23 protein-coding genes are annotated in these 24,096 nt (G+C 68.4%); 9 read left to right on the top strand and 14 right to left on the bottom strand.

Annotated features, from left to right (window positions below):
• Positions 1-44: 44 nt before the first annotated feature.
• Together APY03_RS30455 and APY03_RS30450 are read left to right on the top strand one after the other, a co-directional pair.
• Positions 45-1,283, top strand: a complete 1,239-nt coding sequence (locus APY03_RS30455; protein ID WP_068682975.1) for a multidrug effflux MFS transporter — start codon at positions 45-47, stop codon at positions 1,281-1,283.
• Between the two features lie 2 nt (positions 1,284-1,285).
• Positions 1,286-2,455, top strand: a complete 1,170-nt coding sequence (locus tag APY03_RS30450; protein ID WP_068682973.1) for an HPP family protein — start codon at positions 1,286-1,288, stop codon at positions 2,453-2,455.
• Here the strand turns inward: APY03_RS30450 and APY03_RS30445 are convergent.
• The 3 genes from APY03_RS30445 to APY03_RS30435 are packed head-to-tail and all read right to left on the bottom strand — an operon-like array spanning position 2,427 to position 5,569.
• Positions 2,427-3,407, bottom strand: a complete 981-nt coding sequence (locus APY03_RS30445; RefSeq protein WP_068682972.1) for a tripartite tricarboxylate transporter substrate binding protein — start codon at positions 3,405-3,407, stop codon at positions 2,427-2,429. The two genes, APY03_RS30450 and APY03_RS30445, sit on opposite strands and share 29 nt — an antisense overlap.
• A 44-nt stretch (positions 3,408-3,451) precedes the next feature.
• Positions 3,452-4,606 (bottom strand): CaiB/BaiF CoA transferase family protein, encoded by a 1,155-nt coding sequence (locus APY03_RS30440; RefSeq protein WP_068682970.1) that lies wholly within the window; start codon positions 4,604-4,606, stop codon positions 3,452-3,454.
• A 12-nt stretch (positions 4,607-4,618) separates the two neighbouring features.
• Positions 4,619-5,569, bottom strand: a complete 951-nt coding sequence (locus APY03_RS30435) for a hydroxymethylglutaryl-CoA lyase (RefSeq protein ID WP_068682968.1) — start codon at positions 5,567-5,569, stop codon at positions 4,619-4,621.
• Positions 5,570-5,682: 113 nt separating this feature from the next.
• Between APY03_RS30435 and APY03_RS30430 the strand changes: the two genes are divergently transcribed.
• The gene (locus APY03_RS30430) at positions 5,683-6,588 is read left to right on the top strand and encodes a LysR family transcriptional regulator (RefSeq protein ID WP_068682966.1); all 906 of its coding nucleotides are present in this window, start codon (positions 5,683-5,685) and stop codon (positions 6,586-6,588) included.
• Positions 6,589-6,671: 83 nt separating this feature from the next.
• On the opposite strand, the gene APY03_RS30425 is transcribed toward APY03_RS30430, so the two are convergent.
• Positions 6,672-7,595, bottom strand: a complete 924-nt coding sequence (locus tag APY03_RS30425) for a LysR family transcriptional regulator (protein ID WP_068682964.1) — start codon at positions 7,593-7,595, stop codon at positions 6,672-6,674.
• A gap of 173 nt (positions 7,596-7,768) precedes the next feature.
• Here APY03_RS30425 and APY03_RS30420 point away from each other — a divergent pair, with 173 nt between their 5' ends.
• Positions 7,769-8,386, top strand: a complete 618-nt coding sequence (locus APY03_RS30420) for an NAD(P)-dependent oxidoreductase (RefSeq protein WP_068682962.1) — start codon at positions 7,769-7,771, stop codon at positions 8,384-8,386.
• Positions 8,387-8,536: 150 nt separating this feature from the next.
• Positions 8,537-9,673 (top strand): branched-chain amino acid ABC transporter substrate-binding protein, encoded by a 1,137-nt coding sequence (locus APY03_RS30415; protein WP_068682960.1) that lies wholly within the window; start codon positions 8,537-8,539, stop codon positions 9,671-9,673.
• A gap of 19 nt (positions 9,674-9,692) precedes the next feature.
• Here the strand turns inward: APY03_RS30415 and APY03_RS30410 are convergent, their stop codons facing one another.
• The 8 genes from APY03_RS30410 to APY03_RS30375 form a co-directional block, all read right to left on the bottom strand.
• Positions 9,693-10,397 (bottom strand): ABC transporter ATP-binding protein, encoded by a 705-nt coding sequence (locus tag APY03_RS30410; protein WP_068682958.1) that lies wholly within the window; start codon positions 10,395-10,397, stop codon positions 9,693-9,695.
• Positions 10,390-11,148 (bottom strand): ABC transporter ATP-binding protein, encoded by a 759-nt coding sequence (locus APY03_RS30405; protein WP_068682957.1) that lies wholly within the window; start codon positions 11,146-11,148, stop codon positions 10,390-10,392. The genes APY03_RS30410 and APY03_RS30405 overlap by 8 nt, the downstream gene beginning before the upstream one ends.
• On the bottom strand, positions 11,145-12,116 hold the full coding sequence (locus APY03_RS30400) for a branched-chain amino acid ABC transporter permease (protein WP_068682956.1): 972 nt from the start codon (positions 12,114-12,116) through the stop codon (positions 11,145-11,147). Before APY03_RS30400 ends, APY03_RS30405 begins: the two co-directional genes overlap by 4 nt.
• A gap of 3 nt (positions 12,117-12,119) precedes the next feature.
• Positions 12,120-12,992 (bottom strand): branched-chain amino acid ABC transporter permease, encoded by an 873-nt coding sequence (locus APY03_RS30395; protein WP_068682954.1) that lies wholly within the window; start codon positions 12,990-12,992, stop codon positions 12,120-12,122.
• Positions 12,993-13,140: 148 nt separating this feature from the next.
• The gene (locus tag APY03_RS30390; RefSeq protein WP_068682952.1) at positions 13,141-14,316 is read right to left on the bottom strand and encodes an ABC transporter substrate-binding protein; all 1,176 of its coding nucleotides are present in this window, start codon (positions 14,314-14,316) and stop codon (positions 13,141-13,143) included.
• A gap of 157 nt (positions 14,317-14,473) precedes the next feature.
• A complete protein-coding gene (locus APY03_RS30385) occupies positions 14,474-15,484 on the bottom strand; it encodes a PDR/VanB family oxidoreductase (RefSeq protein WP_068682950.1) in 1,011 nt (336 codons plus the stop codon).
• Positions 15,485-15,501: 17 nt separating this feature from the next.
• Complete coding sequence (locus APY03_RS30380) at positions 15,502-16,257, bottom strand: GntR family transcriptional regulator (protein WP_068682948.1); 756 nt, start codon at positions 16,255-16,257, stop codon at positions 15,502-15,504.
• On the bottom strand, positions 16,254-17,363 hold the full coding sequence (locus APY03_RS30375; protein WP_068682946.1) for an aromatic ring-hydroxylating dioxygenase subunit alpha: 1,110 nt from the start codon (positions 17,361-17,363) through the stop codon (positions 16,254-16,256). Before APY03_RS30375 ends, APY03_RS30380 begins: the two co-directional genes overlap by 4 nt.
• A 146-nt stretch (positions 17,364-17,509) precedes the next feature.
• On the opposite strand from APY03_RS30375, the gene APY03_RS30370 reads away from it, so the two are divergent.
• From APY03_RS30370 to APY03_RS30360, 3 genes are read left to right on the top strand one after another with little or no spacing between them, the layout of a single operon-like run.
• Positions 17,510-18,631: a 5-methyltetrahydropteroyltriglutamate--homocysteine S-methyltransferase gene (locus APY03_RS30370; RefSeq protein ID WP_068682944.1), complete on the top strand. Its 1,122-nt coding sequence runs from the start codon at positions 17,510-17,512 to the stop codon at positions 18,629-18,631.
• A 38-nt stretch (positions 18,632-18,669) separates the two neighbouring features.
• Positions 18,670-19,347 (top strand): glutathione S-transferase family protein, encoded by a 678-nt coding sequence (locus APY03_RS30365; RefSeq protein WP_068682942.1) that lies wholly within the window; start codon positions 18,670-18,672, stop codon positions 19,345-19,347.
• Positions 19,348-19,363: 16 nt separating this feature from the next.
• Positions 19,364-20,740 (top strand): phospholipase D-like domain-containing protein, encoded by a 1,377-nt coding sequence (locus tag APY03_RS30360; protein ID WP_232081123.1) that lies wholly within the window; start codon positions 19,364-19,366, stop codon positions 20,738-20,740.
• Positions 20,741-20,780: 40 nt separating this feature from the next.
• Here APY03_RS30360 and APY03_RS30355 read toward each other — a convergent pair whose 3' ends face one another.
• Positions 20,781-21,908: an ROK family protein gene (locus APY03_RS30355; protein ID WP_232081124.1), complete on the bottom strand. Its 1,128-nt coding sequence runs from the start codon at positions 21,906-21,908 to the stop codon at positions 20,781-20,783.
• 29 nt (positions 21,909-21,937) lie between these two features.
• Entirely contained in the window at positions 21,938-22,798 is an 861-nt protein-coding gene (locus tag APY03_RS30350; RefSeq protein ID WP_197913149.1) for an alpha/beta fold hydrolase, read from the bottom strand.
• A 29-nt stretch (positions 22,799-22,827) separates the two neighbouring features.
• Between APY03_RS30350 and APY03_RS30345 the strand changes: the two genes are divergently transcribed.
• Positions 22,828-24,096, top strand: a 1,269-nt coding sequence (locus tag APY03_RS30345) for an ABC transporter permease/substrate-binding protein (protein ID WP_232324479.1), incomplete at its 3' end; no start/stop codon positions are given.

Here is a 24,096-nt window from a genome sequence, read left to right as displayed (position 1 = left end):
ACACCAAGACCAAAACCAAGAACGGAAGAACGGAGACTGGCCGCATGAACCCCGACGCCAACAAACTCTGGCAGGCGCCACGCTGGGCGCTGGCCGTGCTGCTGGCGGTGCTGGGCATGCTCGGTCCCTTCTCGATCGATACCTACATCCCGGCCTTCTCAGGCATCGCCCAGACCATCGGCGCAACGCCGGCGGAGATGCAGCAGACGCTCTCGGCCTATCTGTTCGGCTTCGCCTTCATGAACCTGTTCCACGGGGCGCTTTCCGACAGCTTCGGTCGCCGCCCGGTGGTGCTGTGGGGCCTGGCGGTGTTCACCATTGCCTCGCTGGGCTGCGCGCTCTCGCAGACCATCGGCCAGCTGGTGCTCTTCCGCGCGCTGCAGGGCCTGTCGACCGGTGCGGGCATCGTGGTCTCGCGTGCGGTGATCCGCGACATGTTTCCCCCGGCGGAAGCACAGCGGGTCATGAGCCAGGTCACGATCTACTTCGGCGTCGCCCCGGCGATTGCCCCGATCATCGGCGGCTTCCTGTACGTGCACCTTGGCTGGCACAGCATCTTCTGGTTCCTGGTGGCTGTGGGCGTGGTGCTATTTGCCGCCAACTGGAAGCTGCTGCCCGAAACCCTGCACCACAGCCAGCGGCAACCCTTCGAAGTGCGGCACCTGATGCGCGGCTACTGGAACCTGTGCTCCGACCCGCGTTTCCTGCTGCTGGCGCTGGCCAGCGGCGTGCCCTTCAACGGCATGTTCCTCTACGTGCTGGCCGCGCCTGCCTTCCTCGGGGATCACCTCGCGCTCGCGCCCACGCAGTTCTTCTGGTTCTTCCTGCTGACCATCGGCGGCATCATGGCCGGCGCCTGGGCCAGCGGCCGCATGGCGGGCAAGGTGGCGCCCAAGCGGCAGATCCGCGACGGGTTCCTGATCATGTTGCTGACCTCGATCGCCAACGTGGTCGCCAACGCCCTCTTCACCCCGCACGCGGCCTGGGCGCTGTGGCCGCTCGCGGTGTTCGCCTTCGGCTGGGCGCTGATGGTGCCGGTGGTCACGCTGCTGGTGCTCGACCTGCATCCTGAGCGCCGCGGCATGGCTTCCTCGCTGCAGGCCGTGATCGGCTCGACGGCCAACGGCATCGTGGCCGGCGTGGTCGCCCCGCTCGTCATGCATTCGACGCTGGCGCTGGCGCTGACCTCGATCGGGATGATGAGCATCGGCCTGGTGGCCTGGGGCTGGCTGCACGGCCGCTGGCCCGAGATCGGACGCCGGGTCGCCGGCGAGGTCGCCTGAGCATGGGACGGGAGGCACTGCGCACCTTCGCCCGCTCCTGGCTTCCGGGCCGCACCAACGTCAATACGCGCGAACGCCTGCGCGCCGTTGCCGGTGCCGGGCTGGGCCTGCTGCTGACCGTGCTGATCCTGCAGTTCGCCGGGCTGGATTCGGACGGCCACGGCCACTGGCTGATCGCGCCGCTGGGCGCCAGTGCCGTTCTGGTGTTCGCGCTGCCGGCAAGCCCGCTCGCCCAGCCCTGGCCGGTGATCGCGGGCAACATGTTTTCGGCGCTGGTCGGCGTCGCCTGCGCGCGCTGGATGCCCGACGCCGCGTGGGTTGGCCCCGTCGCGACCGCCCTGGCCATCGCGCTGATGTTCGCGCTGCGCTGCCTGCATCCGCCCGGTGGCGCGGTGGCGCTGCTGGTGGCGCTCAACCACACGACACACTTTCCCTTCGCGCTCAACCCCGTCCTGGCCGATTCGGTGCTGCTGGTGATGGCCGGCGTGCTCTACAACACCCTGACCGGGCGCCGCTACCCGCACGTCCAGCTGGCGCCGCGCACGCCGCAGGCCGATGCGCGCTTCAGCTCGGCCGACGTCGATGCGGTGCTGGCGCGCTACAACCAGGTGCTGGACATCAGCCGCGACGACCTCGAGTCGCTGATCCGCGATACCGAGCTGGAGTCCTACCGGCGCCGCCTCGGCACCGTCCGTTGCGCCGACATCATGTCGCGCGACCCGGTGGCCGCCGAGTTCGGCACGCCGCTGCAGGAGGCGTGGGCCCTGATGCAGGCGCGCGGCATCAAGGCCCTGCCGGTGATCGACCGCACGCGCCGAGTGGTGGGCATCGTGACGCGGGCGGACTTCCTCCGCCACATCGACCTGGACCACCACGAAGGCCTGGGCGGGCGCCTTCGTGACTTCATACGGGCCACGCGAACCGTCATGTCGAGCAAGCCTGAGGTGGTCGGCCAGATCATGACGCGGCAGGTCCGCGTATCCAGCGAGGAGCGGCCGATGGTGGAGCTGGTGCCGCTGTTCTCCGAGGGCGGCCACCATCACATCCCGATCATCGACGACGAGCGGCGGCTCACCGGGATGATCACGCAATCTGATTTCGTACGCGCCCTGTACCGCGCCGTCGGTCCCGAGACCGGGCCGCCTACTCCAGCGTCACGTTCGCCTTCTTGACGAGCGCCGCGTAGCGCTCGGCCTCGCTGCGGAAGTAGCGGGCCGCCTCCTCCGGCGTCGTCGGCTTGACGATGTTGCCCTGCTTGTCCATGGCCTCGCGCACCTCGGCCGTGGTGAAGGCAGCCACGACGGCATCGTGCGCGCGCTTGACCTCGGCCGCGGGCAGCCGGGCCGGTCCGATCACGGCGAACCAGCCCTCCACGCTGTAGTTCGGCAGGCCCTGCTCCGCAATGGTCGGGATCTCGGGCGCGGCCGGCGAGCGTGCGGGGCCACACAGTCCGATGGCGCGCAGCGCGCCGCTCTTGATGTGCTGCTGCACCGCCGGCAAGGCCACCACGCCGATCTCGACCTGGCCCGCAATCATGTCGGTCACCATCGGGCCGGTGCCCTTGTAGGGGATGTGGCGCGCCTTCACGCCGGCCTCGTCCATGAACATCTCGCCGGCCAGGTGGATGATGGTGCCGTTCCCCGAGGAAGCGTAGTTGTAGCCATCGGGCTTCGCCTTGAGCAGCGCCACCAGCTCCTTCACGTTCTTCGCCGGCACCTTCGGATTCACCACCAGCAGCAGCGGTGTCGCGCCCACCACGCTGATGGGCGTGATGTCGTCGAGGGCGTCGAAGGGCATCTTCTTGTAGACGCTCGGATTGATCACGTGGTTGTTCGACACCATGCCGAGCGTGAGCCCGTCCGGCGCCGCCTTCACCACGGCGGAGGTACCGGTGATGCCGCCCGCGCCCGGCAGATTCTCGATCACCACCGGCCGGCCAAAGGCCTTGCCCAGCGCCGGGGCGGCAGCGCGTGCGATGGTGTCCACGCCCGAGCCGGCGCTGATCGGCAGGACGATGCGCACCGGCTTGTCGGAGCCGCCCTGGGCCAGCGCAGGCAGCGCGGCGGCGGCGAGTGCGCAAGTGCCGAAGTGCAGCATCGTGCGGCGCGAGAGGATAGGGTTCATGTCATGTCTCCTTGGCTGTGTCGAATCGTCGAGGGGCTGGCCGTTCAGGCCGCTTCGCGCGCCGCGAGCTGCGACAGCACCTCGTCGGTGTGCTCGCCCACGCGCGCCAGGGGCTGCCGTACGCCTGGGCGGCGGCCTCCCATCAGCAGCGGCAGCAGCACCACTTCGGTCATGCCGCCATCGTCGGTTTCCATAGGTACGAGGCCGCCGCTCGCCTTCAGGTGCGGGTCCTGCAGCAACTGGTCGGGCCGCACGATCGGGGCGTAGGGAATGCCAGCCTCCTCGAGCCTCGGCGCGAGTTCCTCGACACGATGGTGCGCCAGGATCTCGCCCAGGCGCTGCAGCAGGGCCGGGCGTACCGCCACGCGCAACGCGTTGTTCGCGAGCGCCGGGTCGGCAGCCAGTTCGGGCGCCTCGAGGACGCGGCACAGCGTGAGGAACTGCTTGTCGCTCACAGCGCCGATGAAGAGCTGCTCGCCCCCGGCGAGCGTGAAGACGTCGTAGACGCTCCAGGCCGACACGCGCGAGGGCATCGGCGGCGGCGGCTCGCCGGTCATCGCAAACTGCTGCATGTGCTGCGAGGACAGGAAGACGCAGTTCTCGAACAATGCGCTCTGCACCTCCTGCCCGCGGCCGGTGCGCTCGCGCTCGCGCAGCGCCGCCAGCACGCCGATGGCGCCGAACATGCCGCCCATGATGTCGTTGACCGAGGTGCCCGCGCGCAGCGGACGCCCTTGCGGGCCCGTCATGTACGACAGGCCGCCCATCATCTGCACCACCTCGTCCAGCGCAAGCCGCTTCTCGTACGGGCCGGGCAGAAAGCCCTTGTGCGAGACATAGATCAGCCTCGGGTACTTCTTCGAGAGCGTCTCGTGGTCGAGGCCCAGCGAGCTCATCAGCCCCGGCCGGAAGTTCTCCAGCATCACGTCGCACTGGCCGATCAGCTCGCTCGCCGTGGCACGCCCCTCTTCACTCGTGATGTCGAGCACCACGCTCTTCTTGTTGCGATTGAAGGAGCGGAAGAAGCCGACGCCGAGGCCTGGCAGCCGACGCGTCTTGTCGCCGCCGGGCGGCTCGATCTTGATCACCTCGGCGCCGAGATCGGCCAGGATCATCCCGCAGGTCGGGCCCATGACCATGTGGGTGAACTCGACGACGCGGACGCCGGCGAGAGGCAGGGAATCGTTTTCGGTTTGCATGGTGCTTTCGTATCAGGCTGCCAGGGCTTCGGGTGTGAAGGTCTTGGGCAGGCCGGCCTGCCAGAGCGTGCCGTGCAGCGTCTCGCCATGCAGCCAGTCGGCCACCCGCGCACGCAGCGAGAGCAACTGCCCGATGTCCACCCCGGTCGCGATGCCCATGCTGCCCAGCATGTAGGCCAGGTCCTCGGTGGCGACATTGCCACTCGCGCCGGGCGCATGCGGGCAGCCGCCAATGCCGGCCAGGCAGGCATCGAAGCGGTTCACGCCCAGCTCCAGGGCCGCATACACGTTGGCAAGGCCCAGGCCGCGCGTATCGTGGAAGTGCCCGCACCAGAAGCGCTCGCCTGCGATCTCCAGCGCCTGCTCGAACAGCTCGCGCACCATGGCCGGATCGGCATAGCCCACGGTGTCGGCCAGGCTCACCCGGTCGGCGCCCGCGTCGAGCAGGGCCTGCATCAGGCGCAGCACCTCGCCTGGATCGACCTCGCCCTGCAGCGTGCAGCCAAAGGCCGTGCCCACTCCGCCTTCGATCAGCGTCCTTGCGCCGGCTGCGTCGCGCGCCGCGCGGACACGCGCGACTTCCGCAACCACCTCGTCCGGCGTCTTGCGCAGGTTGGCAAGACTGTGAGCACGGCTGGCCGACAGCGGCACGATCATCAGATCGGCGCCGCTCGCAATCGCGCTCTCCGCGCCGCGCAGGTTGGGCACCAGCACCGAGACGAAGAGGCCGGGCAGCGTCTTGGCGAAGTTCACCAGCTCGGCGGTGTCGGCCAGCTGCGGCAGCAAGCGCGCCGGCACGAAGGAGCCAACCTCGATCTCACGCTGGCCCGCGGCATGGGCCGCGCGGATCCACTCGCACTTGTGCTCGGTGGGCAGGATGGTCGCGATGCTCTGGAGGCCATCGCGAAGACCGACCTCGCGGATGACGGCGGCGCGCGGCAGGCGCGGGTTCGATGCGGGCATGGGGCTTTGTCTCTCGTGGTCGGCAGGAAGCCGTCCTTGCCTGAACTCTAGGCGTTCCCTATCGCTCGCAAAAGCGGTAATCTGGCACGCCCAACATTCCGGTACGGAACGTCATGCGAGACCTGGACCTCACGAGCCTGCGCCTTTTCGTGGCGGTCTGCGAGACCCGCAACATCGCCCGGGCCGGCGAACAGCACCACATCGTGGCCTCCGCCATCAGCAAGCGGCTGGCCCAGCTCGAAGGCGTGGTCGGCGCCACGCTGTTCGAGCGCCGTCGGCGCGGCGTCATGCCGACGGCGGCTGGCGAGATCCTGCTGGAGCATGCACGCGCCATGCTTGCCACTGCCGACCGCGTGGCCCGCGACATGGCCGCCTACGGACGCGGCGTGAAGGGCCAGGTGCGGGTGCTGGCCAGCGTATCCTCCATCGCCGAGTTCCTGCCCGACGACATCGCGGACTTCCTGCAGGTACCCGCGCATGGCGACATTCGCGTCGACATCGAAGAGGCGCTCAGCCGGGACCTGGTCCGCGCGCTGCGCGAAGGCTCGGCCCCGGTCGGCGTGTGCTGGGACGCGGCAGACCTCGAAGGGCTGCAGGCCTGGCCCTACCGGCGCGACCGGCTGGCCATGGTTGCCCACCCCTCCCATCCGATCGCGCGGCGCCGGCGCTGCAGCTTCGAGGAGACCCTGGAGTTCGACCACGTCGGCCTGCCGGCCTCCACCGCCGTCCACACCATGCTGGCGCGTGCGGCCGCCATCATCGGCCGGCCGCTCAGCTATCGCGCGGTGGTGTCGACCTTCGACGCGGCGCTACGCTGCGTGCGCGCTGGCCTCGGGATTGCGGTGGTGCCACGCGAAGTGGTCGACCCCGTGGTGCAGAGCTTCGGGCTGCGCGTGGTGCCGCTGTCCGACGCCTGGGCCGAGCGGCGCTTTGCAATCTGTTTTCGCAGCGAGGCCAATCTCTCCCCGGCGGCCAAGCTGCTGGTCGTGCACTTGCGCGAGCGTGCCCGGGTCAGCTGACGACCGGGATGCTGAGATGCGGACGCAGAAGACGCGAAGGTTCCGCGAAGACGCAAAGAGAACGACCCGACCTGGATATTCACTCAGCGCTTCTTCTTCGGCCCCGTTGCCGACGGCCAGTAGCGCTCTTCGGCGAAGCGCGCTGCCAGGAAATCCAGCATCGCGCGCAACGCGGCGGGCATCTGCCGGCGCGAGCCGTAGACCCCGTAGACCCCCAGCGCCTGCGGTTTCCATTCGGGCAGTAGCGCGACCAGCCTGCCACTGGCCACCAGCGGCGCGGCTGAATACACCGGCTGCATCGTGATGCCAGCGTCTTCGAGCGCGCCCGCCAGCAGCACGTGCGAATCGTTGGCGCTCAGGTTTCCGCCCACCGGCACCGCGAGCTGCCGGCCCTGTCGTTCGAACTGCCAGAGGCTCTTGCCGAAATAGGAGTGCGTCAGGCAGTTGTGAAGCGCGAGCTCCTCCGGCGCACGCGGCGTTCCATGCGCGGCCAGGTAGGCTGGCGTGGCGCACACCAGCGAGCCGCAGCTGCCCAGGGGCCGCGCGATCAGGTTCGGGTCCAGTTCGTTGGTGATCCGGATCGCGAGATCGATGCGCTCCTCCACCAGGTTCACCGTGCGGTCGCTGGTCTGCAAGTCGACCGCCACCGCCGGATGACGCTGCAGGAAGGCCGTCACCGCCGACGCCAGTACGTCCTGCGCCATGGACTGGGCGCAGCTCAGCCGCAGCAGGCCGCGCGGTAGCTCGGCCTGCGCATCGACGGCCACGGGCACCTGGCCTGCAATCTCGAGCATCTGCCGGCTGCGCGAGAGCGTCTCGTCGCCTGCCGGCGTGAGGCTGAGCCGGCGCGTTGTCCGGTGCAGCAGGCGCGCGCCGGCCCAGCGCTCCATCTGGGCCAGATAGCGGGTGACCATGGCGCGGGACATGCCCAGCGTTTCGGCCGTAGCGGTCATGCTGCCGCGTTCGGCCACGTTCACAAATACCTGCGCGGCGGTGATGCGGTCCATAAAGATCTGGTCGATTCAAGCAACAAACCTTTGCATGCTAAGCGGTTTTTCGATCGGAACGAGAAACATAAGATCGTTCCCGCACCCCGGCAACCGGAGGCATCTCGCAGCGGTTCGGCAAGTTTCCCGAGCGCCTGGAGTCCTTGTCTTTCCCTTCAACCAGGAGTTCTTCCATGAGCCACTTCGCCATCCTCGGCATCACCGGCCGCGTCGGTTCACGCATCGCCAACGAGTTGCTTGCACGCGGCCACACCGTCACAGGCATCGCGCGAGACATCGGCAAGGTCCAGCCCAAGCCCGGGCTCACGCCCCAACAGGCCGATGCCACCCGGCTCGACGCGCTGGTGCCGTTGCTGCGCGGCCATGACGCCGTCGTCAGCGCAACCCACTTCGCGGGCGGCATCGACGCGGGCACCGCCATCGCCGCGGCGAAGCAGGCCGGAGTGCCGCGCCTGCTGGTGGTAGGTGGCGCGGGCAGCCTCGAGATTGCGCCGGGCAGGACGCTGGTGGATACGCCCGAGTTCCCCTCTGCCTACAAGGCCGAGGCGCTGGCGGGCCGCAGCTTTCTGGAGGCGCTGCGCGCCGAGAAGGAACTGGACTGGACCTTCCTTTCGCCGTCTGCGCTGCTCGAGCCGGGCGAGCGAACAGGCCGCTACCGCACCGGCGGCGACCAGTTGCTGGCTGACTCCAATGGCAAGAGCTGGATCTCGATGGAGGACTATGCGATCGCCATGGCAGACGAGATCGAGAAGCACGCGCATCCCCGCCAGCGCTTCACCGTCGGCTACTGAACGGTCGCGCAGGCGTCTCGAGCGCCTTCTTCGTTGCCTGCCCTGCGCTTGTCGACCATCGTGAGATGAATGCTCGCGAAATCTGTTCGACCGCCCGAGATCGCCAGGACCCCCTCGTAGAATTTTTTTCTACAACTTTCAGGGGGGTTCATGAGACTCATCGGTATTGGCTTTGCGGCACTCGCGCTCGTCGGGCTCATCGCCTGTTCCAAGGTCCCCGACACGGTGAAGATCGGCGTCGCCCAGCCTTTGTCGGGTCCGCTGGCCGCCCTGGGCAAGGACATGCTCCAGGGCGTCGAGCTGGCGGTGAAGGAAATCAACGCCAGCGGCGTCGCGGTGGACGGCAAGACATTGCGTTTCGAGATCGTCGCCGTCGACGATCAATCGAGCCCCGGCGTCGGCGAGCAGGTTGCGCGCCATCTTGTCGACGAGGGGGTGGTCGCGGTCATCGGTCACCTCAATTCCGGCGTGAGCATCCAGGCCGCGCCCATCTACGCTGCGAAGAACATTCCGCAGCTCGCCATTTCCACCCAGCCCCAGTACACGCAGCTCGGCTTTCCGACGACGCTGCGACTGGTGGCCAGCGATACGATCCAGGGGCGCGCGATGGGCGCCTACGCGGCCACGACGCTCAGCGAGAGCGCAGGCGCCTGTGCTGTCGTCGACGACAGCTCGTCCTATGGCAAGGCGTTGGCTGAACTGGCGGAAAAGTCGCTCAACGCCCATGGCCGGACCGTCGCCCTGCGCCGATCATTCGACGACAAGACCACCGAATTCGGTTCGCTGGTCAAGGAGTTGAAGACCCGTTCGGTCGAGACCATCGTCACGACCCTTGCGGACTTTCAAGTCGTCGCGCTCATCGAGCAGCTGGCAGATGCCGGCCTGAACAACATCAAGATCGTCGGCGGCGACACGCTCAAGACCAACAAGCTGCTGGCACAGCAGCTCCCGCTCGAAGTCTTCGCCACGTCGCCCGTGCTGGAACCGAGGGAGTTCTACCGCGGCGCGAAGTTCGTCGCCGCCTTCAGCGCTGCATATGGCCACGCACCGGTGTATGGCTCCCACTACACCTACGATGCCATGTACCTGCTGTCCAACGCCGTGCAGCGGGCCAAGTCGGTCGACGGCAAGGTGCTGACCGCCAAGCTTCGCGAGCTCGACTTCATGGCCCCCGTCACCAATGTGATGAAGTTCGGTCCCGACGGCGAGCAGATCTACGGCAGCGTGGGCGTCTATCGACCGCGCGGAGGACGCTGGGAACCGCTGATGAGTTCAGACCGCTGGTGAACGGGGGTCCGGCGCACAGTCAGCGCGAGACGCCCAGCAAGCGCTCCAGCACCTCGGGCTGGGCGCGCAGGGTCGCCGCGCGATCGGCATGCACCACCGTGCCATGGTCGAGCACCACCGCCTCGTCGGAGATCGCGAGGATGGCCTGCGGATGCTGCTCGACGATGATGGCCGCGAGCCCCTCGTCCTGCGTGATACGGCGGATTGCGCGCAGCAGCTCCTCCACGAGAATCGGCGCCAGTCCCTCGAGCGGCTCGTCGAGCAGCAGCAGCCGCGGATTCACCACCAGCGCCCGGCCGACGGCCAGCATTTGCTGCTCGCCGCCCGACAGCTGCGTGCCCAGGTTGCGCTTGCGCTCGGCCAGTCGAGGGAACATCTCGTAGACGCGCTGCGGGTTCCACCGGCCGGGTCGCTCCACTGCCGTCAGGTTCTCGTGCACCGTGAGCGACTTGAAGATGTTGCGCTCCTGCGGCACCCAGCCGATGCCCGCTGCCGCGCGCTGGTGCGGCGAGAGCTTGTGCAGCGCCGCGCCCGAGAGCGCGATGCTGCCGCCGTGCTGGCGCGTCGCGCCGGCCAGCGTATTGATCAGCGTGGTCTTGCCGGTCCCGTTGCGGCCCAGCAGCGCCAGCGTCTGGCCTTCGCCGAGGTGGAGCGAAACGTCGTGCAGCACCACGGCCTCTCCGTACCCCGCGCTAAGTTTCTCGATGCGCAGCAGCTCAGACATGCACCGCTCCCTGGCCCAGGTAGACCTCCTTGACCTTCGGGTCGCGGGCGATCGCGTCGGGGTCGCCCTCGGTGAGCACGGCTCCGTTGACCAGCACCGTCATGCGGTCTGCGAAGCTGAACACAAGGTCCATGTCGTGCTCGATCAGCAGCACCGAGACATCGGCCGGCAGCGCGGACACCGTCTGCAGCAGCTCCTCGCGCTCGCCCGCCGGTACGCCGGCCACGGGCTCATCCAGCAGCAGCACGCGCGGCTCGCAGGCCAGCGCGATCGCGATCTCGAGCAGGCGGCGCTTGCCATAGGCCAGCTCCCGCGTCGGCTGCCGCGCCACGTCGGCGAGACGGAACTGCTCCAGCAGCTGCGCCGCCCGCTCCGAGATCTGCGCCGTCGCGCCCAGCGGCCGCCACCACTGCGCTCCCAGGCCCGAGCGCTGCGACACGACCAGCGCCAAGGTCTCCAGCGGCGTCATCGAGTCGAAAAGCTGGTTGATCTGGAAGGTACGTACCATGCCGCGCGCCACGCGCGCATGCGGCGCCAGGCGCGTGATGTCCTCACCCTCCAGCACGATGCGCCCGGCCGTCGGCGTGAGCACGCCCGTCAGCAAGTTGACCAGCGTGGTCTTGCCGGCGCCGTTGGGACCGATCAGCGCGTGGCGTGCGCCGCGCTTCAGGTTCAGCGTCACGTTGTCGGTGGCAGTGATGCCGCCGAAGCGCATCACCAGGCCGATGGCGGTGAGCACGACATCGCTCATCGCACCGCCCCCGCGCGCCGGCCGAACCAGGTCCAGGGCCTGAGCAGGCGGTCTCGCCCGACCAGCACCAGCAGCACCAGGATCAGCCCGATCCAGAACATCCAGTACTGTGGCGTCACGGTCGACAGCGTGTCCTGCAGCAGCTTGAAGACGATGGCTCCGGCGATGCCGCCGTAGAGCCACCCCACGCCGCCGATCACCAGCATCAGCAGCACGTCGGCCGATCGGTCGAAGGCCAGCACGTCGAGCGAGGCGAAGCCGGTCGTTTGAGCCAGCAGCGCGCCCGCCGCGCCGGCCACCGCGGCGGCCACGGTGTAGATCACCGCGATGCGCGAGACGACGGGAATGCCGATCGCCATTGCGCGCAGCCGGTTGTCGCGAATCGCCTTGAGCGTGGCGCCGAAGGAGGACTGCACCAGCCGCCGCATCACGAGGAACAGCAGCAACAGCACCGCAAGCGAGTACCAGGCCGCCGTGCGGCCGTAGAGGTCGAAGTCGAACATGCCCAGCACCGGCCCCATCACCACGCCCTGCAACCCGTCGGCGCCACCGGTGAGCCAGTCCAGCTTGTTGGCCAACTCGAGCAGCAGCAGCGCGGTGCCCAGCGTGACCATCAGCCGCGTGAGGTCGCTGCCGCGCAAGATGGTGATGCTGGCCACGGCGCCGAGCGCGGCCGAGGCGGCGATGGCGACCAGCAGGCCCACGGTCGGGTCCGGCATCACGTGCTTGGCGAAGAGGGCCGACGTGTAGGCGCCGAAGCCGAAGAAGGCCGCATGCCCGAGCGACACGATGCCGGTGTAGCCGAGGATCAGGTCCAGCGACAGCGCGAAGAGCGCGATGATCGCGATCTCGTTGATCATCAGCGCCTTCGAGGGCAGCAGCCCCGGCAGCACGAAGACCACCGCCCAGAAGACGAACTCCCAGGGCCGCCAGCGCGTCCTGGCCAGCAGCGCGTCGCGTGAATCCATTGGCTAGCGCCCTCCCCGGCGCGTGAACAATCCCTGCGGGCGCCACATCAGGATCAGGATCATCAAAAGGTAGACCGTGAAGGCCCCCATCTTGGGGATGAAGTACTTGCCCGCCACGTCGGCGATTCCGAGCAACAGCGCGGCCAGCAGGGGCCCGGTGATCGACGAGGTGCCGCCGACCGAGACCACGATCAGGAAATAGATCATGTACTTGAGCGGGAAGGTCGGGTCCATGCCGAGGATCTCGGCCCCGAGCGCGCCACCCAGGCCCGCGAGCCCCGAGCCGACCGCAAAGGTCAGGAGGAACACCACGTTGACGTTGATGCCGAGTCCGGCCGCCACGCGCGGATCGTCCACCGCTGCGCGCAGCCGGCTGCCGAAGCGCGTCTTGGAGAGGATGAGCTGCAGCACCACGGTGAGCACGGCGCATACCGCGATGATGAAGAGCCGGTAGTGCCCCATGCCCAGCAGCCACGGATCCTCGCCGATCTCGCTGCGGCCCCGCAGCCATTCGGGCAGGTGGATGTTCTGCTGCGAGGAGCCGACGAAGTAGTCGATGGCCGCCACCGCCATGAAGGCCAGGCCGATCGAGAACAGCACCTGGTCCAGGTGCGGCTTGCCGTACATCGGCCGGTAGAGCGTGCGTTCCAGCAGCGCGCCCGCCAGGCCGACCACGATGAAGGCCAGCGGCAGGCAGGCCAGGAAGGGCACGCCCGCCTTCTGCATCGCGAACACCGTCAGGTAGCCGCCAGCCATCGCGAAGGCCCCGTGCGCGAGGTTGATGAAGTTCATCAGCCCCAGCGTCACCGCCAGGCCGACTGCGAGCACGAACAGCAGCATGCCGTAGGCGATGCCGTCGAAAAGAATGGTCAACATGGCTCGCCCCCAGGTTGCCCGCACTTCGTGTCGGGCGCCCACCCCCTACCGGGAGCAACACCTGCGGCCCGGCAAAGCCGGTTCCGCGGTGTCTCCCGAAGGGAGCGCGGCGGGGTCATGCGGCTGGAGCGCGCGGTCGCTTGATGAATCACTGCTTGTTCTTGCCCGGATCCTTCACCGCCTTGATCACGTCGAACTCCACGTTGTAGAGCTGCCCGTCCTTTTTCTCGACCTTGCGCAGGTACACGTCCTGCACGATGTCGCGCGTCTGCGCGTCGATCAGCACCTGGCCGCGCGGGCTCTCGAAGAGCTGCCCCTTCATCGCCGCCAGCAGCGCATCGCCGCCGCCCTGCCCCTTGGTGGCCTTGAGCGCCTCGTAGATCACGCGCATGCCGTCGTAGCCGCCCATCGCCATGAAGTTGGGACGCATGTTCTTGTTGGCCTTCTGGAAGGCCTCGACGAACTTCTTGTTGGCCGCCGACGGGTGTGCCGCCGAATAGTGGTGCGTGGTGACCACGCCCAGGGCGCCGTCGCCCATGTCGTTGAGCTGGTCGTCGTCCGTCACGTCGCCGGTGGCGATCATCTTGATGCCGGCCTTGTCCATGCCGCGCTCGATGAACTGCTTCATCACCGCCGCGCCGGCGCCCGAGGGCACGAAGACGAACAGCGCGTCCGGCTTGGCGTCGCGCACCTTCTGCAGGAAGGGCGCGAAATCCGGGTTGCGCAACGGCACGCGCAGCTTGTCGAGTACCTTGCCCCCGTTGAGCTGGAAGCGCTCGACGAAGAACTTCTCGGCGTCGTTGCCCGGCCCGTAGTCGGTGACCAACGTGACCACCGACTTCACGCCGTTCTTGGGCGCCCAGTCGCCCATCGCCACCGACACCTGCGGCAGCGTGAAGCTGGTGCGCACGATGTAGGGCGAGGCCTCCGTGATGCTGGAGGTGGCGGCGGCCATCACCACCATCGGCGTCTTCGACTGGGTGGCGATGGGCGCGGTGGCCATGGCCGAGGGGGTGATGCCGAAGCCTGCCAGCACGTTGACCTTGTCGTTCACCACCAGCTCCTGCGCCAGGCGCTTGGTCACGTCGGGCAGGCTGGTGTCGTCCTTGATGATCAGCTCGATCTTCCTGCCCGCCACGGTGTCGCCGTTCTGCGCCATGTAGAGCCGGGCCGCGGCCTCGATCTGCCGGCCGGTGGTGGCCTGCTGCCCTGTCATCGGCAGCACCAGGCCGATCTTGAAGGTGTTGCCCTGGGCCTGCGCCAGCGGCATGGCCAGAGCGAGGGCCGTGAGGCTCGCGGCCTGCATTAGGTGGCGACGTTGCATGGATGTCTCCTTGTGATGAGGATCGGAACGGGGCGTATTGTGATCAATCGAATCGACGTTGGCGCCTTGGCAAACACCTAAGGCGCCAGCGCGCCGGCCTGGATTCTGCGCGATCCGTCGATCGCTTGCGCGATGATCGCGCAAAGCCCCCGGGCCTTCACGGCGTGTCGGGCCGCCACGCGGAATCGAGGGTGATGCTGCCGACCGCGCGTGACACGCAGGCACAGATACGCTGGCCTTCGCGCTTCTCCTGTTCGCTGAGGAACACGTCGCGGTGGTCGATCTCGCCATCGACGGCGAGCACGTCCATCGCGCACAGGCCGCATTCGCCGCGACGGCAATCCCACAGCGTCTGCACGCCCGCGGCTTCCAGCGCTTCGAGCAGGCTGCTTTCCGCGGGCACCTGGATGCTGAGGTCATGACGCGGAATGCGGACTTCGAATGCCTGCGCCGGCAGCCGGCCGCTGCTGCCGAAGGTCTCGAAGCGCAGGTCTGCCGGCGGTCGCCCAGCCGCCGTCCAGGCGCGCTTGACGGCCTCCAGCATCGGCACCGGCCCGCAGGTGTAGAGCTGACCGCCAGGGGGCAACGCCTCGATCTCGGCGGCGAAATCGATGGGCGCGCTGCCGGCGTGGGCCTGGAAGCTGGTGGCTTGCGAGCCTCCGAGCGCCTTCTGCAGCAACGGAAGGTAGGCCAGCTCCTCGGTACTTCGCGCGCCGTAGAGCATGCGCACCGGCACGCCCCTGCGCGCCGCCAGCGCGCCCAGGCGCTGCGCCATGAAGACCATCGGCGTGATGCCGATGCCGCCCGCCACCAGCAGGTAGCCGGGCGCCGTGGTGTCGAGGCCGAAGTGGTTCTGCGGCTGCGTCACCAGCAGGCGATCGCCGGGCCCCAGGCGCCACATCGCGAGCGAGCCGCCCCGGCCGTCGTCCAGGCGCTTGACGGCGATGCGCCACGCGCGCCCGTCAGGCTCGCCCACGAGCGAGTAGTGGCGCTTCTGCATCCGGCCTGCGCCAGTGGTGCCGACGAGCACCTGGACCTGGAGATGGGACCCGGGCTCGTAGCCGGCCGCCAGGCCCGCTTCGGGCGTGAGCTCGAACTCACGCACCGTGGGCGTCAGATCGCGGCAGGCCGTGATGCGCGCAGGCATCCAGTGGATTTCGCTGTTCATCGCAAGATGGGTGGGGTTCAGGCTCGCCGGCGAATCAATTGCACGCCGGGCAGGGGGTGGTTGTGCGCACCATGCAGCGCCTCGCGCAGGTTGCGCTGGGCGATGCGGCTGTGCTCGCGCATCAGCGCCTCGGCGCGCGAGCCTTCGCGGTTCTCGATGGCGTCGAGCACCTGGCCATGCTGGTCTTGCGCGATCACCAGCATGTCGCGCGCGGCCGGCGAATTGGCCTGCACCACCACGAAGGCCGAGGGCGACGCGAAGGGAAGGTTGATCACCCGCTCCATCTGCTGCGCGAGCAGCGGGCTGCCGGCCATCTCGGACAGGAGGCGATGGAACTGCCCGTTGAATTCCACATAGCGTGAGAAGGCGGCGTCGTCGAGCGCAGGTTCCTTCAGCAGTTCGTCGATGCGGCGCAAGCAGGCGCGCGCCTCGCGCAGCACCACGGGCGCCGCGCCGCGCTCGGCCGCCAGACGTGCCGACAGGCCTTCGAGCGTGCCGCGCAGCTCGATGGCGTCGGCGACGTCGCGTTCCGAGAAGGTGCGCACCGCATAGCCGCCGTTGGGCAGGGCTTCGAGCAGGCCTTCCTGCTCGAGCCGCATGAGCGCGCTACGCACCGGCGTGCGCGAAACCCCCAGCTGCTCCGAGATCGCAACCTCGGCGATGCGCGTGCCGCCCGGCAGCTCGCCGGCCAGCACCATCTCGCGCAGCCGCAGTTGGGCCTTGACCGCCTGCGAGCCCCCCGCTTCCGAAGAAGTCTCGCTGCTCGTGCTCACGCGCCCTCCGCCGCAGGCACCGGCCGGATAGGGATGGTTGCCGCGGCCGGCCGCTCCTTCGCAATCATCTGGTCGATCAGTCGGCGTGCCCACATCGCACCGGCGTCGATGTTGAGGTTGTGGAACTCGTGCCCGGGGCGCTCGTCCATCGCGCGCTGCTGCGCCTCCAGCACCAGCTCGTCCTCGCGGAAGATGCCGGCCACGCCCTCGCGCAATTCGTGCGTGAGCCGCTGCTCGCCGATGCAGTAATTGCGCGCGAACGCCCAGAAATAGAGGCAGGTCGTGTCGGTCTCGGGCGTGATGGTGTTGAGCACATAGCCATTCACGCCCCTGCTCCGGTCGCCTGGATGGCCTTCGCGCGGCACCGCGCCGCTGCCCGCCGGGGCCACGCCCACGTCGATGTTGACCGTGCAGGGCCCCTCGAAGCGGATGATCTGCCAGCGGTCGACCTTGCCCTCGTAGCCCCTGGCATGCCGGATTTGCGCAGCCCAGAACGGCGGCGGGTCGATGTTCTCCATCCACCGCGTGACGGTGGCCGAACGATCGCCGTGCGTCGCGACGAAGGGCGCCTCCGCCACCGCGCGGTTGCCGATGGAGGAACCATGCACGAAAGTCTCGTGCGTGAGGTCCATCAGGTTGTCGACCACCAGCCGGTAGTCGCAGGCCACGCGGATCATCTTGCCGTCGCCGGCCCAAGCCGGGTCGTCGTTCCAGTGCATGTCGGGCACCAGCGCCGGGTCGGCCTTGGCGGAGTCGCCGGGCCAGACCCAGACGAAGCGGTGCTTTTCCACCACCGGATAGGCGCGCACGCAGGCCGATGGATTGAGCGTCTCCTGGCTCGGCATGTGGGTGCAGCGGCCCTGGCTGTTGTAGACCAGGCCGTGGTAGCCGCAGACCAGCTCGTCGCCTTCCAGCCGGCCGAGGGAGAGCGGCATCAGGCGGTGCCAGCAAGCGTCTTCCAGCGCGGCGACCTGGCCATCGTTGCGCCGGTACAGCACCAGTTTCTGGTTGCAGACGGTACGAGCGAGCAGGCTGTGCTTGATCTCGACGTCGTAGGCCGCCGCATACCAGGCATCGAGGGGAAAAGGACTTGTGGAACGACTCATGGGATACGCAATGTATACAGTAACCGCTCAATATCCAATACTTTGGCCCTCTTTTAAGGGAAAACACTGAACTCACTGTATTCATCCGACCGGATTGCTCAGCGTTTACGATCGGTCGTTCTTTTTCAGTTTCGACGGAGCCCACCATGTCCGAACACGCCCGCCTGCCTGCCCGCTACGACCATGTCGGCAGCTTCCTGCGCCCCCAGTACCTGCTCGAAGCCCGCGAGCAGAAAGCCAAGGGCGAGATCACGCCCGAACAACTTCGCAAGGTCGAAGACAAAGCCATCACCGAGATCGTGAAGTTCCAGGAGGACGTCGGCCTCAAGAGCATCACCGACGGCGAGTTCCGCCGGACCTACTTCCACATCGACTTCCTGGAGCAGCTCGGCGGCGTGAAGACCGACATCCCGGTCACCATCCGCAAGCCCGACGGCAGCGAGGAGCTCGCACCGCCAGTGATGCGCGTGATCGACAAGGTGACCCATGCCAAGGCCATCCAGTTGGCCGACTTCCAGTACCTCAAGAGCCAGGTCTCGCCTGGCAACACGCCCAAGGTCACCATCCCCTCGCCCACGATGCTGCATTTCCGCGGTGGCCGCGCCGGCATCAGCAAGGACGCCTACCCGGAGCTCGACCCCACCTTCTACGACGACGTGGCCCGCGCCTACGGCGACGAGCTGCGCTCGCTCGCCGATGCCGGCTGCACCTACGTGCAGATGGACGACACCAACCTCGCCTACCTGTGCGACGAGAAGATGCGCGAGGCAGCCCGCCAGCGCGGCGACGACCCCAACGAGTTGCCCCACCGCTACGCCGCCTTCATCAACAAGGTGGTGGCGCAGAAGCCCGAGGGCATGACGCTCGCGATGCACCTGTGCCGCGGCAACTTCAAGAGCACCCATGCGGCGGCCGGCAACTACGAGCCGGTGGCCGAGGCGCTGCTCAAGGAGATGGACCTGGACGCCTACTTCCTCGAATACGACGATGCACGCTCGGGCGACTTCCGGCCGCTGCGCTTCCTGCCCAAGGGAAAGACCGTGGTGCTGGGCCTGGTGACCACCAAGTTCGGGCAGCTGGAAGACAAGGACGAGCTCAAGCAGCGCATCGAGGCCGCCGCGAAGTACGTGCCGCTGGAGCAGCTGGCCCTGTCGCCGCAATGCGGTTTCTCCAGCACGGTGCACGGCAACAAGATCGCCGTGGAGGACCAGCGGGCGAAGCTGCGGCTGGTGGTGGAAGTCGCTCAGGAGGTCTGGGGCTCGACCTGAGGTGCGTGCCCGGTGAAGTCGCGGCATGATCGCGCTCCATGAAGCTCTTCACCGGCCCCCTCAGCATGTTCGGCGCCAAGGCGCAGATCGCGGCGTTCGAAAAAGGCATCGCGGTCGAAGCCGTCATGGTTCCCTTCGACAAGGACGACAACTACCTGCCCAAGCACCCCGAGGTGCTGCGCGTCAATCCCAAGCGGCAGGTGCCCGTGCTGATCGACGGCGAGGTGGAGGTCTTCGACTCCACGCAGATCTTCGAATACCTCGAGGACAAGGTGCCCGAGCCCCCGCTGTGGCCGCGCGACGTCGCCGGCCGCGCTCGCGCCCGCCAGCTCGAGCACCTCTCCGACGAGGTGTTCTTCCCGCACGTGATCAAGCTGATGGGCCTGCAGCACGACATGCGCAGCGAGGCGGCGGTTGCGGCCTGCGCCGCCTGCGCGCGCTTCTACGAGCAGATGGAAGAGCGGCTGGCGCACGCCGAGCACCTGGCCGGCCCCTACTCCTTCGCCGATATCGCCTTCTACATGGCGCAGATCTTCGCCGACCGCAAGGGTGCCGGCATGACGGACGCCACGCCGCGCCTGCTGGCCTGGCGCGAGCGCGTGGGCGCGCGTCCCGCGGTGCGCGCCGTGGTCGGGCCGATGATGCGCTTCCTGGCCTCGGAGGGGCGGCCCGTGCCCCCCACCCTCCAGTCGCACCTGGGGCCTGTCAGCTCGTGAATCAGGCCCGCACCGCGTGAACCGCATCGACGACTGGCTGGACTGGCTGCCCTCGCCGTCGCAGCACCTGCTGGTCGTGACCTTCGCACTCCTGGTCTATGTGCTGACCACGCGCGGGCGGCGCGAGCATCGCGCGCCCGCCACCGCGATCGCCTGGGTCATGGGCCTGGCGCTGCTGCCCTACCTCATCCTCCCGATGTACCTGTTGTTCGGCCAGCGCAAGCTGCGGCCTTCAGGTTCGCCCCGGCCGCCGCGCTCGGTGCCGGCCGGGCACTGGGCGGCCGACCTGATCGAGAGCTTCGGCCTTGCGCCGCCCGGCCCCAGCGCGGTGCGCTTCCATGCCGACGGCGGCGCGGCACGCGACGCGTTGTGGGAGGTGATCGAGGGTGCGCGCACGCGCATCGACGTCTGCACCTTCATCATCGGCGACGATGCGCTGGGCCACGAGGCAATCAACCGGCTGTCGCGGCGCGCGCGCGAGGGCATCAAGGTGCGCGTGCTGCTCGACGGTTTCGGCGCCCTGTCGCTGCCGCGCCATCACTTCGACACGTTGCGCGGCGCCGGCGCGGAGGTGGCCGTATTCCGCCCCCTCTTCAGCCTTCGCCGCACGGGCCCGCGCAACCTGCGCAACCACCGCAAGCTCACCATCGCGGACGACGGCTGGCTCTGGTCGGGCGGGCGCAACCTCGCGGGCGAGTACTTCCTCGGCAACCACGAGCACCCGCAGCCCTGGCGCGACCTGTCCTTCGATCTCCGGGGAAGCGTGGCCGTGGCGGCGGCGCGCCAGTTCGACCACGACTGGGCCTCGGTGCGCGGGCGCAAGCCGCGCGCCATCGCCGCCGTCGCGCCGCCGGCGGGCGAGCTTGCCCAGTTCCTTCCCAGCGGACCCGACCAGACCGAGGACACGGCCCATGCGCTGCTGATCGACGCCTGCTTCCGCGCGGAGCACCGGCTGCTCGCGGTCACGCCCTACTTCGTGCCCGGCGACGGCCTGCGCGACGCGCTGCGGCTGGCAGCACGGCGCGGCGTGCAGGTCACGATCGCGATGCCGGCGCAATCCAACCACCGGCTGGCCGACTTCGTACGCGCACGGGCCATGCGCGATCTCGCGCGCGCCGGCGTCAGCTTCCGCATGCTGCCCTTCATGGCGCACGCCAAGGCCGTGGTGGTGGACGAGCAGCTGGCGCTGTGCGGCTCGATCAACCTCGACATGCGCAGCCTGCTGCTGAACCACGAGGCGGCAGTGGTGTTCTACGGCGCCGAGCAGATCGACTGGCTCGCCCAGTGGATCGAGACCACCGCCTCAGCCGGCGAGACCTACCGGGCGCGGCGCCCCGGCCTGGTACGCGACGTGGCGGAAGGCCTGCTGCTGACGATCGCCTTCCAGCTCTAGCTCTAACGGGCTGTAGCGGCCGACCAGGGGTCAGCCTCTCCTATGGCTTCTTCGGCGACTCCAGATTGGTGTAGCTTGCGTTCCCCAACCCCGTGCCGATGGTCAGCACGGCCCAGCGCTTCACGTCGCGCATGAAAGGCAGCTCGCTCATACCCTGCACCACCGCATCGTTGTGCATGAGCACCATGGTCGGCACGCCGCGGATGGTCGGGATCTTCCTGGCCAACTCGGTGGGCAGGTGGAAGTGCTCGCTGGTCCAGTCGCCGGGCATGTTCTGCGCGCCACGCGCGATAGAGCCGTCCTTGCGGATCAATCCCGGGCAGCCGATGCCGACGAAGGGCGCCAGGCGAATACCTGCCTTCTTGCAATAGTGGACCTGGTCTTCGAGCATCTCTGCCAGCCTTGCCACCAGCATGCGCCGGTTCGGGCCGTCGTCGGCATGGCGCCACTTCTTGCGTCGGATCACCTTCGCCTTCGACAGGTCGGCCGCCCGCTTGCGCCGCGTCTTCACGATGCCGCAGCGCACATTGGTGCCGCCGATGTCGAGCGCGAGGATGGCGTCGTAGTGTTCCAGCAGCTCGGGCGGGGTCAGGTGCAGCCAGCCGAGCAGTCCGGCATCGTCGGGCTCATGGCAGATGCGTGCGAGCTGCGTCCGTACTTTCGCTTCCTGGAGGATGGCAGCCGCCTGCAGCACCGCGCGCTCGCCGACGTCGCTTTCCGGGAAGCCGCCGCCGATCACGATGCGCTCGACGCCCTCCCACGAAGGCTGGCGAAGCAAGCTCTGGATGACCTCGGACAGGGCCTCGGCGAACTCCTCGATGGCGGCGTGGACGATGTCCGTGGCTTCCGTGGCCTTGCCTGCCTTCAGCGCGGCGTCGAGCGTACCCTTCGCCAGCTCCTTGGAATGCTGCTCGCCCAGCGGATCCGGCTTGCCCTTCTTGCGATGACGCCGGCGCCAGCGCTCCAGCAGCTCGCGGAAGGCCGTTTGGCTGGCCTGGTCGCCCAGGAAGCCGTTCTCGCCGCGCAACTGGAGGCTGTAGCCCTCGACGATCACCGCCGGGAGTTCCTTCGCTCCATGGATGTCGGCCGTCGGCGCCGGCGGCGCGTAGCCGTTGTTGTCGTTGCTCTTCTTTGGTCGCGCCTTGTGCGTCTTGTTCTTGGAGGCCATGAAGTCCTTTTCAGGTTGGGGTAGTGCAGTCAGTCGGCCGTGGCTTCGAGAATAAGGCGCGTGGTCTCCTCAGGCGCGTCCCAGTGCGGGAAATGGCCGCAGCGCTCGAACCAGTGCAGGCGTGCCCCGGGATAGAGCTGCAGCGCGCGCGCCGCCTGCCGCGGGAGGCAGACGCGGTCGAGCCGCCCCCAGCCGATCACCAGGGGCCTGGCCAGGCTGCCCGCATCCGCGCCCTGCTGCGCCGGCTCGCGCAGGAGCGCACGCAACACCGCGCCGTAGGAGCGCGCGCTGGCATAGCTTCGCATTTCCTCGAGCACCATCGAAGGCGGCAGCGCAGCCGGCTGCACCGAGAACTGCGCCAGCAGGAGGCTGCGCGACCAGTCATGCGCAATGAGCGTCGGCATGGCAAATTGCAGGCTCTGCGCAAGCCGGTGCGAGAACCAGACCGATGCGGCGAAGACGAAGCGCTCCCAGCCGACCCAGAAGCCGCCCGGCCCCAGCGATACCACCGAGCCCACTACGCCTCCGCGGCGCGCCAGTTCGAGCAACAGGCGAGCGCCGATCGAGCTGCCGGCGGCATCGGTGCCGATCAGCTCATGCTCCCGGAGGAACTGTGCGAGCGCGTCGGCCAGCGTCTGCAACGAGACCTCGCCGTCCAGCGGCGGGCTCTTGCCGAAGCCAGGCAGGTCGATCGCGGTCACGCTGCGCTTGGCCGCCAGCGGTTCCATGACGCTCTGCCACGAGCGCCAGCTGCTGCCCAGTCCATGGACGAGCAGCAGCGACTTGCCTTGGCCACGCCGGACGTAATTGATGCGCACCTTCTCACTATGGCGCACGCGCCATGGCGTCGCATCAGCCCCGCGCACGATCTGCTGTAGGAGTGCGGCCAAGTCCGGGGCACGCCGATACACTGCGCCGGATGCATTGCCTGCTCCACCTGCGGCTTCTCGCCTTGTCCTTCCTGGGCCTGCTCTGCGCAGCGGCAACCTCGCAGGCGCAGGACACGGGCCTGGACATCGGGTCCAAGCGCTTCACCGAGTCCTACATCCTGGCCGAGGTGCTGGCGCAGACCGCCGCGCCCCATCTGTCGGCCCCGCCCCGGCTCCGGCAGGGCCTGGGGAACACCGCCATCGTCTACGAGGCCCTGCGCTCGGGCAGCATCGATCTGTACGCCGAATACACCGGCACGGTGGCGCTGGAGATCCTCAAGAACCCGCAGCCCATGACGCCCGAGGCGATGAACGCCGCGCTCGCACCGCTCGGCCTCGGCATCGCGATTCCGCTGGGCTTCAACGACGGCTACGCGCTCGCCATGCGCGCGGCCGATGCCGATCGGCTCGGCGTTCGCACCCTCGGCGACCTGGCGCGCCATCCCGATCTGCGGCTGGGCCTGTCCAACGAATTCATCGGCCGCGCCGATGGCTGGCAAGGCCTGGCCGCGCGCTACGGCTTCGCGCAGAAGCCCACCGGGCTGGACCATGGCCTGGCTTACGACGCGATCGCGGCGAAGCAGGTCGACGTCATCGACATCTACACCACCGACGCCAAGATCGACCACCTCGGCCTGCGCGTGCTGGCCGACGACCGCGGCTACTTCCCGCGCTACGACGCAGTGGTGCTGTACCGGCTCGACGTCCCCACGCGCTGGCCGGCCGCCTGGGCCGCGCTGCAGAAACTCGAAGGCCGCATCGACGAGCGCGCCATGATCGCGATGAACGCGCGTGCCGAGTTGCAGGGCGTCGCCTTCGACGTGATCGCGCGCGATTTTCTGGCGCAGGGTGGCGTGGGCGGGAAGGCCGGCGCTGCCGGTGGCGACGATGCGCGCGGCTTCGTCGCCAAGCTCTTCGGCCCCGACCTCGGCCGGCTCGCGCGCCAGCATCTTCTGCTGGTGGCGATCTCGGTCGGGCTGGCGATCCTCGTCGCCGTGCCGCTGGGCATTGCCGTGTTCCCGCACCTGCGGCTGCGGGCCCTGGTGCTCGGCCTTGCCGGGCTCCTGCAGACCGTGCCGTCGCTGGCGCTGCTCGCGGTGCTGATCTCTCTCCTCGGTGCCATTGGCACCTTGCCGGCGCTGATCGCACTCACGCTCTATTCGCTGCTGCCCATCATGCGCAACACCGTGACCGGCCTGGCCGAGGTGCCGGTTGGGGTGCGGATGGCCGGCACGGCCCTGGGCATGACACGCGGACAG

The sequence above is a fragment of the Variovorax sp. WDL1 genome (assembly GCF_001541225.1).
Lineage (GTDB): Bacteria > Pseudomonadota > Gammaproteobacteria > Burkholderiales > Burkholderiaceae_C > Variovorax.
This window is presented reverse-complemented; position numbering and strand designations above follow the sequence as displayed.

Excerpts from the sequence above, each read along its gene's own strand:
- APY03_RS30455 (WP_068682975.1), top strand. The coding sequence starts at position 45 with ATGAACCCCGACGCCAACAAACTCTGGCAGGCGCCACGCTGGGCGCTG.
- APY03_RS30450 (WP_068682973.1), top strand. The coding sequence starts at position 1,286 with ATGGGACGGGAGGCACTGCGCACCTTCGCCCGCTCCTGGCTTCCGGGC.
- APY03_RS30445 (WP_068682972.1), bottom strand. The coding sequence starts at position 3,407 with ATGAACCCTATCCTCTCGCGCCGCACGATGCTGCACTTCGGCACTTGC.
- APY03_RS30440 (WP_068682970.1), bottom strand. The coding sequence starts at position 4,606 with ATGCAAACCGAAAACGATTCCCTGCCTCTCGCCGGCGTCCGCGTCGTC.
- APY03_RS30435 (WP_068682968.1), bottom strand. The coding sequence starts at position 5,569 with ATGCCCGCATCGAACCCGCGCCTGCCGCGCGCCGCCGTCATCCGCGAG.
- APY03_RS30430 (WP_068682966.1), top strand. The coding sequence starts at position 5,683 with ATGCGAGACCTGGACCTCACGAGCCTGCGCCTTTTCGTGGCGGTCTGC.
- APY03_RS30425 (WP_068682964.1), bottom strand. The coding sequence starts at position 7,595 with ATGGACCGCATCACCGCCGCGCAGGTATTTGTGAACGTGGCCGAACGC.
- APY03_RS30420 (WP_068682962.1), top strand. The coding sequence starts at position 7,769 with ATGAGCCACTTCGCCATCCTCGGCATCACCGGCCGCGTCGGTTCACGC.
- APY03_RS30415 (WP_068682960.1), top strand. The coding sequence starts at position 8,537 with ATGAGACTCATCGGTATTGGCTTTGCGGCACTCGCGCTCGTCGGGCTC.
- APY03_RS30410 (WP_068682958.1), bottom strand. The coding sequence starts at position 10,397 with ATGTCTGAGCTGCTGCGCATCGAGAAACTTAGCGCGGGGTACGGAGAG.
- APY03_RS30405 (WP_068682957.1), bottom strand. The coding sequence starts at position 11,148 with ATGAGCGATGTCGTGCTCACCGCCATCGGCCTGGTGATGCGCTTCGGC.
- APY03_RS30400 (WP_068682956.1), bottom strand. The coding sequence starts at position 12,116 with ATGGATTCACGCGACGCGCTGCTGGCCAGGACGCGCTGGCGGCCCTGG.
- APY03_RS30395 (WP_068682954.1), bottom strand. The coding sequence starts at position 12,992 with ATGTTGACCATTCTTTTCGACGGCATCGCCTACGGCATGCTGCTGTTC.
- APY03_RS30390 (WP_068682952.1), bottom strand. The coding sequence starts at position 14,316 with ATGCAACGTCGCCACCTAATGCAGGCCGCGAGCCTCACGGCCCTCGCT.
- APY03_RS30385 (WP_068682950.1), bottom strand. The coding sequence starts at position 15,484 with ATGAACAGCGAAATCCACTGGATGCCTGCGCGCATCACGGCCTGCCGC.
- APY03_RS30375 (WP_068682946.1), bottom strand. The coding sequence starts at position 17,363 with ATGAGTCGTTCCACAAGTCCTTTTCCCCTCGATGCCTGGTATGCGGCG.
- APY03_RS30370 (WP_068682944.1), top strand. The coding sequence starts at position 17,510 with ATGTCCGAACACGCCCGCCTGCCTGCCCGCTACGACCATGTCGGCAGC.
- APY03_RS30365 (WP_068682942.1), top strand. The coding sequence starts at position 18,670 with ATGAAGCTCTTCACCGGCCCCCTCAGCATGTTCGGCGCCAAGGCGCAG.
- APY03_RS30355 (WP_232081124.1), bottom strand. The coding sequence starts at position 21,908 with ATGGCCTCCAAGAACAAGACGCACAAGGCGCGACCAAAGAAGAGCAAC.